This window comes from Sphingomonas daechungensis (assembly GCF_039543105.1).
Lineage (GTDB): Bacteria > Pseudomonadota > Alphaproteobacteria > Sphingomonadales > Sphingomonadaceae > Sphingomicrobium > Sphingomicrobium daechungense.
Map to the genome: position 1 here is coordinate 805,697 of NZ_BAABJC010000001.1, position 14,283 is coordinate 819,979.

14 protein-coding genes and 1 pseudogene are annotated in these 14,283 nt (G+C 62.8%); 7 read left to right on the forward strand and 8 right to left on the reverse strand.

Going from position 1 to position 14,283, the window contains the following annotated elements; translation table 11 throughout:
• The first annotated feature begins 9 nt into the window (after positions 1–9).
• On the forward strand, positions 10–831 hold the full coding sequence (locus ABD928_RS04205) for a class I mannose-6-phosphate isomerase (RefSeq protein WP_345166399.1): 822 nt from the start codon (positions 10–12) through the stop codon (positions 829–831).
• Between the two features lie 54 nt (positions 832–885).
• A complete protein-coding gene (locus ABD928_RS04210; RefSeq protein WP_345166402.1) occupies positions 886–2,136 on the forward strand; it encodes a pilus assembly protein TadG-related protein in 1,251 nt (416 codons plus the stop codon).
• Between the two features lie 76 nt (positions 2,137–2,212).
• On the opposite strand, the gene ABD928_RS04215 is transcribed toward ABD928_RS04210, so the two are convergent.
• Complete coding sequence (locus tag ABD928_RS04215; RefSeq protein ID WP_345166405.1) at positions 2,213–2,857, reverse strand: PEPxxWA-CTERM sorting domain-containing protein; 645 nt, start codon at positions 2,855–2,857, stop codon at positions 2,213–2,215.
• 219 nt (positions 2,858–3,076) lie between these two features.
• Here ABD928_RS04215 and ABD928_RS04220 point away from each other — a divergent pair, with 219 nt between their 5' ends.
• Positions 3,077–4,030: a UDP-glucuronic acid decarboxylase family protein gene (locus ABD928_RS04220; RefSeq protein ID WP_345166408.1), complete on the forward strand. Its 954-nt coding sequence runs from the start codon at positions 3,077–3,079 to the stop codon at positions 4,028–4,030.
• Position 4,031: 1 nt separating this feature from the next.
• Here ABD928_RS04220 and ABD928_RS04225 read toward each other — a convergent pair whose 3' ends face one another.
• Together ABD928_RS04225 and ABD928_RS04230 are read right to left on the reverse strand one after the other, a co-directional pair.
• Positions 4,032–4,541 carry a response regulator gene (locus tag ABD928_RS04225; RefSeq protein ID WP_187714559.1) on the reverse strand — a complete coding sequence of 170 codons (510 nt, stop codon included), beginning with the start codon at positions 4,539–4,541 and terminating at the stop codon, positions 4,032–4,034.
• Between the two features lie 181 nt (positions 4,542–4,722).
• The gene (locus ABD928_RS04230) at positions 4,723–5,424 is read right to left on the reverse strand and encodes a cell wall hydrolase (protein WP_345166412.1); all 702 of its coding nucleotides are present in this window, start codon (positions 5,422–5,424) and stop codon (positions 4,723–4,725) included.
• Between the two features lie 307 nt (positions 5,425–5,731).
• Between ABD928_RS04230 and ABD928_RS04235 the strand changes: the two genes are divergently transcribed.
• Positions 5,732–6,130 (forward strand): EVE domain-containing protein, encoded by a 399-nt coding sequence (locus ABD928_RS04235; RefSeq protein ID WP_345166415.1) that lies wholly within the window; start codon positions 5,732–5,734, stop codon positions 6,128–6,130.
• A gap of 168 nt (positions 6,131–6,298) precedes the next feature.
• Positions 6,299–6,805 carry a cupin domain-containing protein gene (locus ABD928_RS04240; RefSeq protein WP_345166418.1) on the forward strand — a complete coding sequence of 169 codons (507 nt, stop codon included), beginning with the start codon at positions 6,299–6,301 and terminating at the stop codon, positions 6,803–6,805.
• Between the two features lie 15 nt (positions 6,806–6,820).
• On the opposite strand, the gene ABD928_RS04245 is transcribed toward ABD928_RS04240, so the two are convergent.
• On the reverse strand, positions 6,821–7,666 hold the full coding sequence (locus tag ABD928_RS04245; RefSeq protein ID WP_345166420.1) for a glycosyltransferase family 32 protein: 846 nt from the start codon (positions 7,664–7,666) through the stop codon (positions 6,821–6,823).
• A gap of 61 nt (positions 7,667–7,727) precedes the next feature.
• On the reverse strand, positions 7,728–9,560 hold the full coding sequence (gene typA, locus ABD928_RS04250; RefSeq protein WP_345166422.1) for a translational GTPase TypA: 1,833 nt from the start codon (positions 9,558–9,560) through the stop codon (positions 7,728–7,730).
• A gap of 123 nt (positions 9,561–9,683) precedes the next feature.
• Between typA and ABD928_RS04255 the strand changes: the two genes are divergently transcribed.
• On the forward strand, positions 9,684–9,908 hold the full coding sequence (locus ABD928_RS04255; RefSeq protein ID WP_187714563.1) for a plasmid stabilization protein: 225 nt from the start codon (positions 9,684–9,686) through the stop codon (positions 9,906–9,908).
• A 3-nt stretch (positions 9,909–9,911) separates the two neighbouring features.
• Here ABD928_RS04255 and ABD928_RS04260 read toward each other — a convergent pair whose 3' ends face one another.
• Positions 9,912–10,319, reverse strand: coding sequence for a MarR family winged helix-turn-helix transcriptional regulator (locus tag ABD928_RS04260; protein WP_345166426.1), 408 nt, complete (start codon positions 10,317–10,319; stop codon positions 9,912–9,914).
• Between the two features lie 56 nt (positions 10,320–10,375).
• Here ABD928_RS04260 and ABD928_RS04265 point away from each other — a divergent pair, with 56 nt between their 5' ends.
• Positions 10,376–11,560 (forward strand): MFS transporter, encoded by a 1,185-nt coding sequence (locus tag ABD928_RS04265; protein ID WP_345166429.1) that lies wholly within the window; start codon positions 10,376–10,378, stop codon positions 11,558–11,560.
• A gap of 61 nt (positions 11,561–11,621) precedes the next feature.
• Here the strand turns inward: ABD928_RS04265 and ABD928_RS15365 are convergent.
• A pseudogene (locus ABD928_RS15365) lies at positions 11,622–12,146 on the reverse strand (cytochrome b); the annotation flags it as partial.
• Between the two features lie 48 nt (positions 12,147–12,194).
• Positions 12,195–14,279 (reverse strand): 3-hydroxyacyl-CoA dehydrogenase NAD-binding domain-containing protein, encoded by a 2,085-nt coding sequence (locus tag ABD928_RS04270; RefSeq protein WP_345166432.1) that lies wholly within the window; start codon positions 14,277–14,279, stop codon positions 12,195–12,197.
• Between the last annotated feature and the right edge of the window lie 4 nt (positions 14,280–14,283).

Consider the following 14,283-nt stretch of genomic DNA (forward strand, 5'->3'; position numbering starts at 1 on the left):
ACCTGCTTAATGCTCACCAAGCTTCAGCAGCATCGCGTTTCCAAGCCGTGGGGCAGAACCGATGTCCCTGAAGGCTTCGGGCCAAGCGACGGCGATCCATTGGGCGAAATCTGGTTCCAGCGAGAGGGCGCCGACGACCCTCTACTGATCAAATATCTGTTCACATCCGAGCGTCTGTCGGTGCAGGTCCACCCGGACGACGCCGCAGCTCAGACGGCGGGCCTTGCGCGCGGCAAGGATGAGGCGTGGATTGTCCTTTCTGCCCATTCCAATGGAGAACTCGGCATCGGGCTCCGGTCGCCCGTGTCCCCGGGCGAATTACGCGCAGCAGCAATGGATGGCTCGATCGTCGATCTCGTCGACTGGCGGAAAGCCGATGCGGGCGATGCCTATTATTCACCGGCCGGGACGGTGCACGCCCTCGGCCCCGGCCTCACGGTGCTCGAAGTCCAGCAGAATTCCGACGTGACCTATCGGCTCTACGACTACGGGCGTCCGCGTGAGCTTCACCTGGACAAGGGTATCGACGCCGCGAGGAGCGATCTTGTCATCGAGAAGGTCAGGGAGCGCGAGATCGACCAAGTGCGGAGCATCGCGGTCGCGGGACCGAAGTTCACCGTCGAGCGGTGGCGGTCTGGAGCCGGAACCTTCGACGCCACCGACGCCGAGCCGGCCTGGCTGATTCCAATCAAGGGGACGATCGCCGCCGATGGGCAGGCTCTTGTCGCTCCGGACGTCTGGATTGCGGAGGGTCGCGCCGCTGTCGAAGTCGGGCCGGACTCCGAACTGCTCGTGGCCTACGAAGGCACAAGGCTCCGAGCCGTCGCCTGAGCTAAAGGTCCCTTAACCCTGTCGAGCTAACCATCGCGCATGATGTTGCGACGGGTGAAGGCGACTCTCGGGGTACTGCTCAACGACGAACGCGGCAACGTGCTTGCGCTCGCAGCGGTGGGACTGCCGATCATGCTTGGCTGTGCGGCACTTGCGGTCGACACGGTGCAATGGGTGTTCGCCAAGCGCGAGCTACAATCAACCGCCGACGCGGCCGCGATCGCGGGCGTCTACGGCCTCATTCAGACGGGGGATATGGAAACCGCCGTCGACCGCAGCATCTCGGCCAACCAGAGCCTGGACCGGCGGCGCTCTGTCTCGGCCGAGCAATCCCCTGCCCCGCGCGACAAGGATCCGTTCGCTGTGCGGGTTCGGCTCGCCACGCCGGCGTCGATGACCTTCACTTCGCTATTTCTCAGCAAACCGCCGGTGATCAGCGTCGAGGCTATCGCAACAGTCGTCGAGAATGGCGACTATTGCCTCTTCGCTCTCGATACGGAGCAGGAGACGGGCCTGAAGGTCGAGCCAAGCTCGAGCGTCGAGATGGACTGCGGAATGGCGACCAATGCCTCATCCAAGGACGCCATCAGCGCCGAAGGCTCCGCGTCTTTGAAGGCGGATATGATTGCCGCATTCGGCGGGATTGAGGCGGAGGGCATTTCTTCGTCGCGCGTTCGCGCCTACGGCGTGAAGCAGAAAGATCCCTTCGCCGACCGCGACCCGCCATTGGTGCCGAATACAGGCTGCCCAAACGTGACGGTCAACTCCGACGACAGCAACGGCAACGCTGTCGTCCTGCCCGCCGGCTGCTATGGAAACATGCTGATCGACGGCAAGGTCATTCTCGCCGACGGACAGTACATCCTCAATCGCGGCAATATGGTCATCGGCTCATCTGCAGAGGTGACCTGCCGGGCCTGCACCATCTTTCTCACCAGCGAGCAGGCGGCGACTGATCCCTGGTCGGTCGGCAAGATTCAGATCGACAACGGCGCCAAGGTGAAGCTGCACGCTCCAACGCAGGGGCCGAACGCCGGCCTTCTGATCTACCAGGATCGCCGCTCGGCCGGCGCTCACGACGAGATTGAGAACGTCATCGGAGGCAACAGCTTCTCCGAGTTCAAAGGCCTCATCTACTTCCCGTCGGAAACCGTGCGGATCGATGCTGACAAGACTCCCGATCTGCAATGCGCCCGCTTCATCGGCCGCAAGCTGATCGTCAAAGGCCGCGTCCTCATCGCCAAGGGTTGTTCGGACGCCAATGTGATGAACTTCAAGGGTACCGAGGTCCGGCTGATCGGCTGAGCATTCCCGAAAAGCTTCGGGCACAAAAAAACTGCCGGCCCGAAGGCCGGCAGTGCGTGCAATTCAGAAAGTCGGATTAGGCGATCTGCGCCAGCATCCCCGTCTTGCGACGGCTGCGGCGGAGAGCGGTGCCCGCGGCGCCGAAGCCGAGGAGCATCATCGCCCAGGTCGCCGGTTCGGGAACTCCCGGAGGCGGCTGAGTGGTGTAAAGTGCTGCGTTCGACCAGCCCTGCGGATTGTCGAGAGCGACGTACTGCGCGCCCGTGGTGCCGAAGTCGAACAACCAGAACACCGAATTATTGCCGACGACGCTGCCGTTGCCGAAGTGGGCACCGATGATCGTCAGACCGTAAAGGGTGGTGCCGAAGTTCAGCTGGTTGCCGTTGGTCAGCCCCGGATTAACCGTGTTCGGATCCGTATCCAGGACGTAGAAGGGGTTGGTGGAGTTCGCGAGCGCGCTCCAATTACCGTTCCACTGGAACGTGCCGGGCAACGAGTCGATTGCCTGCTGCTGGTTCAAAACGTCGGTCGGGCTGCCGTTCAGCAGGTTGCCGGAGAAATATCCCGCGCAAGCAATTGCGTCGGGAGTCGGCAGGCTGAGGCTGCACGCGGACGTAACCGCAGGAAGCGTATTCACGACTGTCTTCGCTGCGAAGGCCGGGCTCGCGGCGGAAACCGCGAGAACCGCACCTGCAATGAATTTCGATACTGAGCGACGCATTTTTGAACACCTCGTTGATGAGCGACGACTCATCCCTGTTGAGGAAGAGCACCCAGGGGACCGGCTAAACGAAACATTAATGATTCTCAACAGGATATTAACATTGGTTGTGTCAAATCGGGACTTTCTTCAGAGCCGTTGCGCGAAGGACTCAGATTCTTAGGTTCGTCGCGTTACACGGCTTCGAACGAAGTCGGTCTCGGCGATAAAGGGGGGTGAATGGCTCGCGATTACAACATGCGGAAACGGGTGATGGTCACGGGAGGCGCTGGCTTCCTCGGATCCCATCTCTGCGATCGCTTGCTCGAAGCGGGTCACGACGTCCTTTGCGTGGACAACCTCTTCACGGGCACGAAGGACAATATCGCCCACCTACACGGGAATCCGCACTTCGAGTTCATGCGACACGACGTGACCTTCCCGCTCTTCGTCGAGGTCGACGAGATCTACAATCTCGCATGTCCGGCGTCTCCCATCCACTATCAGCATGACCCGGTGCAGACGACCAAGACCTCGGTCCACGGCGCGATCAACATGCTGGGGCTGGCCAAGCGCCTTGGGTGCAAGATCCTCCAGGCCTCGACCAGCGAGGTCTACGGCGATCCCGCAGTCCATCCGCAGAGCGAAGACTATTGGGGCCATGTGAACCCGATCGGGATCCGCTCGTGCTACGACGAGGGCAAGAGGTGTGCGGAAACCCTGTTCTTCGACTACCACCGACAGAACAAGGTGCCGATCAAGGTCGCGCGCATCTTCAACACCTACGGTCCCCGCATGCATCCGGCGGACGGCCGCGTGGTCTCCAACTTCATCATGCAGGCGCTGCGGAATGAGCCGATTACCATCTATGGCGATGGCAGCCAGACCCGTTCCTTCTGTTACGTCGACGATCTGGTGCGCGGCCTCCACTCACTGATGGAGACCGGGCCCGACGTCACCGGCCCGATCAACATCGGCAACCCGAACGAGTTCACGGTCCGCGAGCTTGCGGAGAAAGTCATCGCGCTGACAGGTTCCAGCTCCGAAATCATTCAGGAGCCGCTGCCCCAGGACGATCCGAAACAGCGCCAGCCGAATATCTCAAAGGCGAAGAACGAACTGGGATGGGAACCGACGATCGAGCTGGAACAGGGGCTGGGTCAGACGATCGACTACTTCCGGCGCTTCATCTGAATCAGGCCGCTCGGTGCTGGCCCGCGATCCAGTGTTCGAGCCGCGTACGAAGTGACGGGCGCGAGGGAATGAAGCCCGCCTCCGGCGCGTCGTTTTCCTTCGACGTTTCGTACATCTGAAGGTTCTGCGGGATCCGCGGCCGAACCGTCTCCCTGCCGCGCAGCCTGTCCTCGGCCAGGTTGAGCGCGCGATGAACCTCTTCCGCCGTGAATGGCTTCATCAGGCATCCCAGAGCGAGATCGGGCATCGGGAAGTTGGGCGCCTTGCCGCTGACGAACAGGCAGGGGATGTCGAAATCTCCTAGCCGGGCTGCCGCGGAGAATCCCGTACTTCCGCGGGCGAGATGGAGGTCGACCAAGGCAAGGTCAGGGTTGTGATGCTCTGCCGCAGCGACGGCATTGTCCGCGTCGTCCGCGATCGCGATCACCCGGTATCTTGGATTGTCCTCGACAAGGTATTTCAGCGTGGTCGCGAGCTGAGAATCATCCTCGACAATCAGAATCTTGAGCACCGAATTCCTCCCCCTTCCCCTTGGAGAGATCTCTGGAGGTCCATGCTCATCCGAAAAGCAGCCGGTGCGAATCCCTGTTGAACGAAGTTTACGACGAAGCGACTCGCCGACCCGCCCAAGCGAAAGAAAAGGCCGAATCGCATCGCTGCAACCCGGCCTCCCCTTCCAAGAAACTCGCTGATTACGCGCGGTAGAAGATGTGTGTGCCGATCTGTGTGGCCCGCGTCAGACGGCGCCCCCACGACGGGGCGACATAGTTTGCGTGATACCAGAGCACGTCGTTCGACACGCTCGGCACTGCGTTGCTGATAGCCAGACGAGCAACACCCTGGGCCTTGCGCCATGCTTCACAATCGGTGTCGACGACAGGGAATTGGCCGCCGCGTACGAAGGAAAACTGCCACGGTTGCTTGACGGTCGCGCACCAGCTTGACGGATATTGGCCGGATGCAGCCCGGTTCATCACGACCTTGGCGACGGCGAGCTGGCCCTCCAGCGATTCACCGCGCGCTTCGAAATAGACCGCAGTCGCAAGGCATGTGCCTTCCTGGTCCAATGGCGTGCCGCTGCTGTAGCGATCGACCAGCGCATAAAGGGGCCAGCCGTTCTGGTAGAGCCACGCGGCCTCCATCGCGACCGAGGTCACCGAGCTGGCGGTGCGCGGGGCGCTCGTAATGGTTGCAACCGCGGCCGTCTTCGCGGCCGTCAGCGAGTTCGCGGCGGCATTGATCGCAGGGGCGATGCCGCCGAGCGGCCTAGCGCTGGAATCCACGACGCCGGCCGACATCGCGTTGAGCGGTGCGGCGACGGCCTGGTTGGACACTGCAACAAGAAACAGACTCGCGGCCGCTGCCAAAGCGCGGCCACCCAAGGTCTTCTTCAATTTTCACTCTATATCTGGCGGCCGACCGTACCGGGCGCTTACACCGCGCCTCACGCATTCTACGGAATTGGTCGTCCGTCTTGCCCGGAGCCGCGCCCCTTCGCGCCGGCTCACCCGCTTCAATCTGTTGCGGTGCAGTTAGGGGAAGCTCCGTCGCAGCCCAACCCTTTGAACGGCGAGTCGAGCCGGCCCTGCGTTAACCTGCGGAACTTTCTGGGTAATCCTCAACTCGTCGTCACAGAACCTCTACTCATCGTCAGCAAACTCGTCGCTTTTCGTGCCTCGGCAAGCGATGTATCGCGCGGCGATGGCATATTGGCTGATGAAATCGGAACCCTCCAGTTACAGCTGGAACGACCTCGTCCGCGATGGCGTGACCGAATGGGACGGCGTCAGGAACAATGCGGCGCGGCTCCATCTCAAGGCGATGAAGGCAGGCGACGAGGCGTTTTTCTACGCAAGCATGACGGACAAGGCCGTGGTCGGGATCATGCGTATCACTCGCGAAGCCCAGCCCGACCCCAAGGATGCGGACTGGGTTTCGGTTCGCGTGGAGCCGGTAGAGGCGCTGGGTCCAGTGTCCTTGGCCGCGATCAAGGCCGAGCCGAAGCTGGCGAAGATGGAGCTCATTCGCCAGTCTCGCCTCTCGGTCGCTCCGGTACGGGATGACGAATGGGCAGTCGTCCTTAAGATGGCCGGAAAGTGATCCATGCCGCTTTGGCCTACAGCTCATAGGCGGCACGCAATTCACCTCCGACGTAAACCTTCGATAAGTTCAATGTCGATCAATAAAGGGCCATAGGCCCTGCCCGCCGGCCGCGATTAGGTGACGGCCGAAGCCAGTACAGTCCCGAACAAGCACAGGAGACTGGTCATGGGCACATTTCGTGCACTCGCTACGGGAGCAAGCGCTTCCGCACTCATCCTCTCGTCATTTCTCGTTGCACCGGCCGCCGCTACGCCGGGCCAGGGATTTGCCCCCTCTCCGATCGTGAGCGGTCATTTCGGAACGCTCACTGTGAACACATCCAAAGACAAGACGGGCAAGTGGGGGCTGATCCTCAAGACTTTGGACGACACCGACATCGGCGCCGACCGGCTTACGGTCCAAGCCGGTGGCTTCAGCGGATGGCATGCCCATCCGGCGCCGGTGTTCGTTACGGTAACGAAGGGCAATATCACCTGGTATGATGGCTCGGACCCGCTTTGCACGGGGCATCCTTACAGCGCCGGGCAGTCCTTCATCGAGGATGCATACGTCCCTCACAATGTGACGAGCGCAGACGGAGCCGAATTCGTAGCGGTTGTGATCAAGCCTGCAGGATTTCCCGGGCCGGCCTTCCGGCTCGATCGAAACAAGCCAAACAACTGCGGCTTCTAGCCGAGCAAACTCTTCCTAGCTGCGCCGGCGGGCGCTTGCGCCCAAGCTTCGCAACTTGGCGAAGAGCCCGCTTGCGATCTTTCCCGGAGCTGACATGCGCACGAGCGGGTCACTAACGGCGGAGTAGTGACCCCCTCTTACCGGATCGGGGTCGTAAGCCTCGGGGATACTGTACTGTAGCCCAATCTCCCCCTCGTGGCGGACACGCTTGTGGGGGAAGAGCTCGAGCAGCGGGAAGATTGCGCGGGTGTAGGCGACCGGTCCCGTGACTCGAACAACGCCGGTCCGGCCGACCGCATGCCACGGTGCATAGGCGTTGATGTTGCGCAGGACCGCTTCGATGACGGCGTTTAGAAACGGATGCTTCGCGGCGCCGATCACGTGAAAGTTCTGAAACTCGCCGCAGGGCACGAATGCGATGTCACGGTAGATCCCAAAGCCCTCGTGGATCTCGCCCGTTCCGTTGCGCCACTGGGACAGGACAAATCCTTCGTCGCCCCGAATGAACTTGTCGATCGGCCCGTCGAAGCGGCTCTTGATATCCAGATACACGCCGCCCTCTCGATATACGATCAGGTAGCGCAGCAGGTCGGCGCGCGCGGCGTAATAGCGCGGATCGAGGTGGTGATAGGCCTGCAGGACGTCCGCGCCATAATGGGTACGGATGTAATCCTCGCCCGTGTGAGCGTCATACAGCGCGTATTCCCAACTGGGGTTCAGGTCGCGGAGTTCACGGGCGTTGGCCTTCAATCGCTCGGACAGGTCGTCACCGAAGTAGATCTGGTGGATCTTCTTCGGAATGGCGGTCTCGACGCCCGAAAGCGTGGCGTCACCGGAGCCCGACGACTTCTTGCGCGACATGTCCGCCTAATGCTCCCCCGTCAGTTAGGATTCAATTGAGCGGCGGTGACAGCCGTGGGCTTCAGGCTGCTTCCATCTTCCGTGACTGCCGCTTGCGCTCATGGGGATCGAGGAAGCGCTTGCGGATGCGGACCACCTTCGGCGTGACTTCGACCAGCTCGTCGTCCTGGATGTAGGCGATCGCCTGCTCCAGCGTCATCCGGCGCGGCGGGGTCAGGCGGATGCCTTCGTCCTTCGGGCCCGAAGCGCGGAAGTTGGTGAGCTGCTTCGACTTCAGCGGATTGACCTCGAGGTCGTGGATCTTGGCGTTTTCGCCGATCACCATGCCCTCGTAGAGGTCGTCGCCCGGCGAGATGAAAAGGATGCCTCGGTCTTCCAGCGCGTTGAGCGCGTAGGCGACGGCCTTGCCCTGCTCCATTGAGATCAGGACGCCGTTCTGGCGGCCGCTGATCGGGCCCTTGTGGGGCCCGTACTTCTCGAACAGCCGGTTCATGATTCCGGTGCCGCGCGTGTCCGACAAGAACTCGCCGTGATAACCGATCAGGCCACGTGACGGCGCACTGAAGGTCAGGCGGGTCTTGCCGCCCCCCGACGGGCGCATGTCAGTCATTTCCGCCTTGCGGATCGCCATCTTGTCGATGACCGTACCGCTGAACTCGTCGTCGACGTCGATGACGACCGTCTCATACGGCTCCTCGCGGCCGTTCGGGCCGTCACGGAACAGCACGCGCGGGCGGCTGATCGACAGTTCGAAACCTTCGCGGCGGAGAGTCTCGATGACGACGCCGAGCTGAAGCTCGCCGCGGCCGGCGACTTCGTAGCTGTCATTGTCCGACGCAGTGGTCACGCGGATCGCGACATTGCCCTCGGCCTCACGCTCCAGGCGCTCGCGGATGACGCGGCTCTGCACCTTGTCGCCGTCGCGGCCTGCATAGGGGCTGTCGTTGACGGAGAAGCTCATCGCCAGAGTCGGTGGATCGATCGGACGCGCGTGGAGCGGTTCGCTGACAGCCGGGTCGGCGATCGTGTTGGAAACGGTCGCGTTGACGAGGCCGGCAATGGCGACAATGTCGCCCGCCTGCGCGCTCTCGACAGGGACGCGCTCAAGGCCGCGGAACGCGAACACCTTGGTGGCGCGGCCGTCCTCCACCTTGTTTCCGTCGACGTCGATCGCCTTGATCGGCATGTTGACGTCCAGGCGGCCGCTTTCGATGCGGCCGGTCAGGATGCGGCCGAGGAACGGATCGCGGTCGAGCAAGGTGGCGAGCATCTTGAACTCGCCCTCAGGGTTGAGGCCCGGCGACGGCACATGGCTGACGATCGTCTCGAAGAGCGGCGTCAGGTCGCCCTCGCGGACGCTGTCCTCGCGGCCCGCATAGCCGGCCCGGCCCGATGCGTAGAGCGTCGGAAAGTCGAGCTGTTCGTCGTTGGCCTCGAGATTGAGGAAGAGCTCGAACACCTCGTCGAGGACTTCAGCCGGACGCGCGTCCGGGCGGTCGATCTTGTTCACGACGACGATCGGCTTGAGGCCGAGCGCCAGCGCCTTGCCGGTGACGAACTTCGTTTGCGGCATCGGGCCTTCGGCGGCGTCGACCAGCAGGATGACGCCGTCGACCATGGAGAGGATGCGCTCGACCTCCGCGCCGAAGTCGGCGTGGCCCGGCGTATCGACGATATTGATATGCGTCGTCGTCCCGTCATGCTCCCACTCAACCGAGGTGCACTTGGCGAGAATCGTGATCCCGCGCTCCTTTTCGAGGTCGTTCGAATCCATCGCCCGCTCTTCAACGCGCTGATTTTCGCGGAAGGTGCCCGATTGGCGGAAGAGTTGGTCGACGAGGGTCGTCTTGCCATGGTCGACGTGCGCGATGATCGCGACGTTACGCAGATTCATTGTTTTTCCCGGAAGATGTGAAGGGCGCACATAGTGAATTTGCCCCAATGTTGCAATGCAGCATGGCAACGTCCCGGCAAATCAAACGTTCGCGCATCAGTCACCTGAAAGAGGAGTTTAGTGATGCCTCGTGGAGCGTACACGGCAAAGCAGGAACGCAAGGCCGAGCATATCGAAAAGGGCTACGAAAAGCGCGGTGTTTCCAAGAAGGAGGCAGAGGAGCGGGCCTGGCGCACGGTCAACAAGCAGGACAAGGGCGGCAAGAACGACGGCTCTGGCCGGTCACGTAGCCGAAGTGAAGCCGCGAAGAAGGGCTGGGAAACGCGCCGTCGCCGCGGCAACGGGTGAGGGCTAGACCGCTCGTTCCAGGATCTCGACCGCGCGTTCGATCGCGCGGACCTCGCTCGGAGCCAGGCGCTCGAGTTTACCCGCAAGCATGCCGGATGGTGAGGGCCGTGTCAGGAATTCGCGGCCCTCGTCGGTCAGCCGCATCGCCAGCCGGCGCCGGTTATTGGGGTCGGCAACCCGATCGATGAAGCCCGATCGGACGAGGACGTCGACAGCGCGGCTAACAGCCGGCGCGCCGCGTCCCACGACCTTGGCGACATCGTTGAGGGTTGCGGGTTCCTGTGATCCCACCGCGGACAGCAACATTCGGCGCGCCCGGTCGGCGCGTTCCGATGGACCGTCCGCCAGGAAGTTCTGCGAGACCGAGACGTAACGGGCCGCGACCGCGGCTGGCGAAGATCCCCAAAGCATGGATTGCAGCGTAGCAAATGTTTGTGAGTTGGCAAGATTGCCGCTAGCGAACGCCGGTGAAGCCGCGCCCGAAGCTCCCGCGTAACGTCTGGATCCTAGGGTTCATCAGCCTGCTGATGGACCTCAGTTCGGAGATCTATCACGCGCTTCTGCCTGTCTTTGTCACCGTCACGCTCGGCCTGCCGGCGGTTGCGCTAGGTGCAATCGACGGGGTTGCCGAAGCCACTGCGAACTTCGCCAAGCTGGTCTCCGGCCGGCTCTCGGATCGCAGCAAGCGTCGCAAGCCGTGGATCGTGGCAGGCTACGGCCTCGCCGCTTTGTCGAAGCCGCTGTTTCCCATCGCTCAAGGCGCCGCGGAGCTGCTAGGCGCCCGCTTCGCCGACCGGGTCGGCAAGGGCATTCGCGGAAGCCCGCGCGATGCGATGATCGCGGACGAAACTCCGCCCGAAATCCGCGGCCGCGCGTTCGGTCTTCGCCAGTCGCTCGACACGGCCGGAGCGCTTCTGGCGCCAATCGTCGCGATCGCGCTCATGTGGCTGCTCGCCGACAATGTCCGAACGATTTACTGGATCGCCGTCATTCCCGCATTGTTGTCGTTCCTGCTCGCCTGGCTCGCCCTTCGCGAGCCGGAGCATCGCGAACTGGATGGCAAGCCGTCGCCGCTGCTGCGCGGCTTCCGCGACATCGACCGGTCGACGCGGCGCCTGCTCGCGGTCGGCTTCCTGTTCACTCTGGCGCGCTTCTCGGAAAGCTTCCTGATCCTGAAGGGCATCGAAATCGGCTTGTCCGAGACGTTTTCACCCCTGACGCTCGTGCTCTTCAATCTCGCCTACACCTTGCTCGCCTACCCCGCCGGCTCGCTCAGCGACCGGATGAGTCCACGCTCGATCCTGATGGCCGGGATGGCCGTCCTAGTGGTCGCCGACCTGATTCTCGCCAAGACCAGCGGCTACGCCGGCCTGGCCGTCGGTGTGCTGTTGTGGGGAGCGCACATGGCGATGACCCAGGGCGTGTTCGCCCGGATGATCGCGGACAGCGCGCCCAGTCACCTTCGCGCGACGAGCTTCGGAGCCTTCTGGTTCGTCACCGGGATCGCCACTCTGCTGGCGAGCCTTGCCGCCGGCCTGCTGTGGGACCGCCAGGGATCGGAAGCGACCTTCCTGATGGGGGCGGGTGCCGCTGGTGTTGCGCTGGCGATGCTCCGCCTTTTGAACGAGCCGCCCCGGACCCCTGCCCGATAGCCACCGGCTCGCCGTGCGACGTGAACGGCGGCATTCTGGCCGAACCTCGCCAGCGATCCACGAACTGGTGCTTCAGCGCCGCTCCGGCGTGGACCAAAATCAGAAAGACGAGGAGAAAGGCGGACATCTCGTGCAGTTCGCCGGCAGCGTCGCCGGTCTCCTTGCTGATGCCAGGAATGACCGGCATCTCGATCCCGCCCAGAAGCGGGGTCGTCGGCCTATTCGCATAACCGGAAACGGAAACCCAGCCAACGATCGGCATGGCGATCAGCAGCAAATAAAACAGTCGATGGTTCCAGACTGCCGCGAACCGCTCCCAACCCTTGAGCTCTGGCGGATAAGGCGGCGGGGGATTCGTCAACCGGTATGCCAGCCGGACGAGCATTAGCAACAAGATGAGAAGGCCGACGGTCTTGTGCCACACGAACACGTTGTCGCGGGCCGGCCCGTCGTCCGAAAGGCCAAAGCGAAAGCCCAGATAGGCTTGGAACAGCACCAGCAAACCGACAACCCAATGCAGGGTCACGGCCGTGTTCGAATAGCGCAGTACAGCATTCTGCGGGGCCGTTTCCGGGACGCTCGTCATGGGCTTACCTCTCCAATCGGAAAGACAACGCCGCGGGCGAGCCGGGGTTCACCTGCCGAATTTCTCTCCGGCAGCGGCCTTGTCGAGCAGCAGCTTGGAAAAGCTGAAGTCGCTTCCCATCCGCGCTTCCTGACGCTTCAGGCCGTCGACGATGTTCTGCAGGCCGACGGTGTCCGCCCAGAACATCGGACCGCCGCGATAGACGGGCCAGCCGTAGCCATAGACCCAGACCACATCGATGTCGGACGCGCGCTGTGCCATGCCTTCCTCGAGGATCTTCGCGCCCTCGTTGACCATCGTGTAAAGTGTGCGCTCGACGATTTCCTCGTCGCTGATCTCGCGCTTCTCGACACCGGCCTTGGCGCGGAAGTCGTCGATGATCTCCTGCACGCGCGGGGACGGCGTCGGGCGGCGCTTGTCGTCATAATCGTAGAAGCCGGCCTGCTTTTTTTGTCCCCAGCGGCCCTCAGCCGCGAGTGCGTCGCGAATGTTCTCAATCCGGGTCGGATCGCGGTGCCAGCCGATATCGACACCGGCTAGGTCGGCCATCTGGAACGGGCCCATCGGCATTCCGAACTCGACATGGACGCGGTCGATCTGCTCCGGCGTCGCGCCTTCCAGCAGCAGCTTGGTCGCTTCGACCTGCCGCGGCATCAACATGCGGTTGCCGATGAAGCCGTGGCACACGCCCGCGACCACCGCGACCTTCTTGATCTTTTTCGACAGGCCCATGACCGTGACGAGCACGTCCGGAGCCGTCTTCGCACCGCGCACGACCTCGAGCAGCTTCATTACATTGGCCGGCGAGAAGAAATGCATGCCGACGACATCCTGCGGCCGCGAGGTCACCGCCGCGATCTCGTCGATGTTCAGGTAGGACGTGTTGGAAGCGAGGATCGCGCCCTGCTTCACCGTCTTGTCGAGCCGGGTGAAGATGTCCTTTTTCACCTCCATCTGCTCGAACACCGCCTCGATGATGAGGTCGCAATCGGCCAGCGCTTCGAAGTCGAGCGTCGGGGTCAGAAGGCCCATCGCCTTCTCGACCTGCTCGCCGGTCATCCGGCCTTTCGCTGCCGTCGCCTCGTAATTCTTGCGCATCACGCCCGACCCGCGGTCGAGCGCCTCCTGGTTCATCTCGAAGATGGTGACGGGAATGCCCGCCGACAGGAAGTTCATCGAAATGCCGCCGCCCATCGTGCCGGCGCCGATCACGCCGACCTTCCGGACCGGGCGCGGCTGCGTGCCTTCGGGGAGCCCTTCGATCTTCGCGGCCTTGCGCTCGGCGAAGAAGAAATATTGCTGCGCGCGCGACTGCACACCGCTCATCAGCTCCATGAACAGCTTGCGCTCTTCGATGACGCCTTCGGAGTAGGGCATCTTGCAGGCGAATTCGACGGCACGGATGTTATTTTCCGGCGCGTCGAAGCCGCGGAACTTGCGAGCATTCTCCTTGCGGAAGTCAGCGAACACCGTCGGGTCGCATTCGTTGATCTTGTACTCGCGCTCGCTGCTTTTCGGGAGCGGGCGAACATCGCGAACTTCCTCGGCATAGCCCACCGCGTGCGGGATGAGATCATCCTCGATCAGCCGATCGATCAGACCGCAGTCGAAACCGTCCTTCGCCCCGATCGGATTGCCCGTTGCGCACATTTCCAGTGCCTTGCGGACGCCCGCCACGCGCGGCAGCCGCTGCGTTCCGCCGGCGCCCGGCAACAGGCCGAGCTTAACCTCCGGCGTTCCGAGCTTCGCCGATGGCAGTGCGACGCGGTAGTGACAGCCTAGCGCCACCTCGAGACCGCCGCCCAGCGCCGTCCCGTGGATCGCGGCCACAACAGGCTTGGAACACGCTTCGATGCGATCCACCACCTCCGGCAGCCACGGCATGACCGGCGGCTTGCCGAACTCGGTAATGTCCGCGCCGGCGAAGAAGGTCTGGCCCTCGCAGGCGATGACCACGGCCTTCACTGCATCGTCGGCCTCGGCTTCCTCGATCGCCGCGACCAGGCCCTGCCGGACCGCCGCGCCGAGCGCATTCACGGGCGGGTTATTCGACAGGACGATCAGGACATCGCCGTGACGCCTCGTCGAAATCGGGCTGGTGGTGGTCGGGTTCTCGTCGGTGACGGTGGCCATGTTT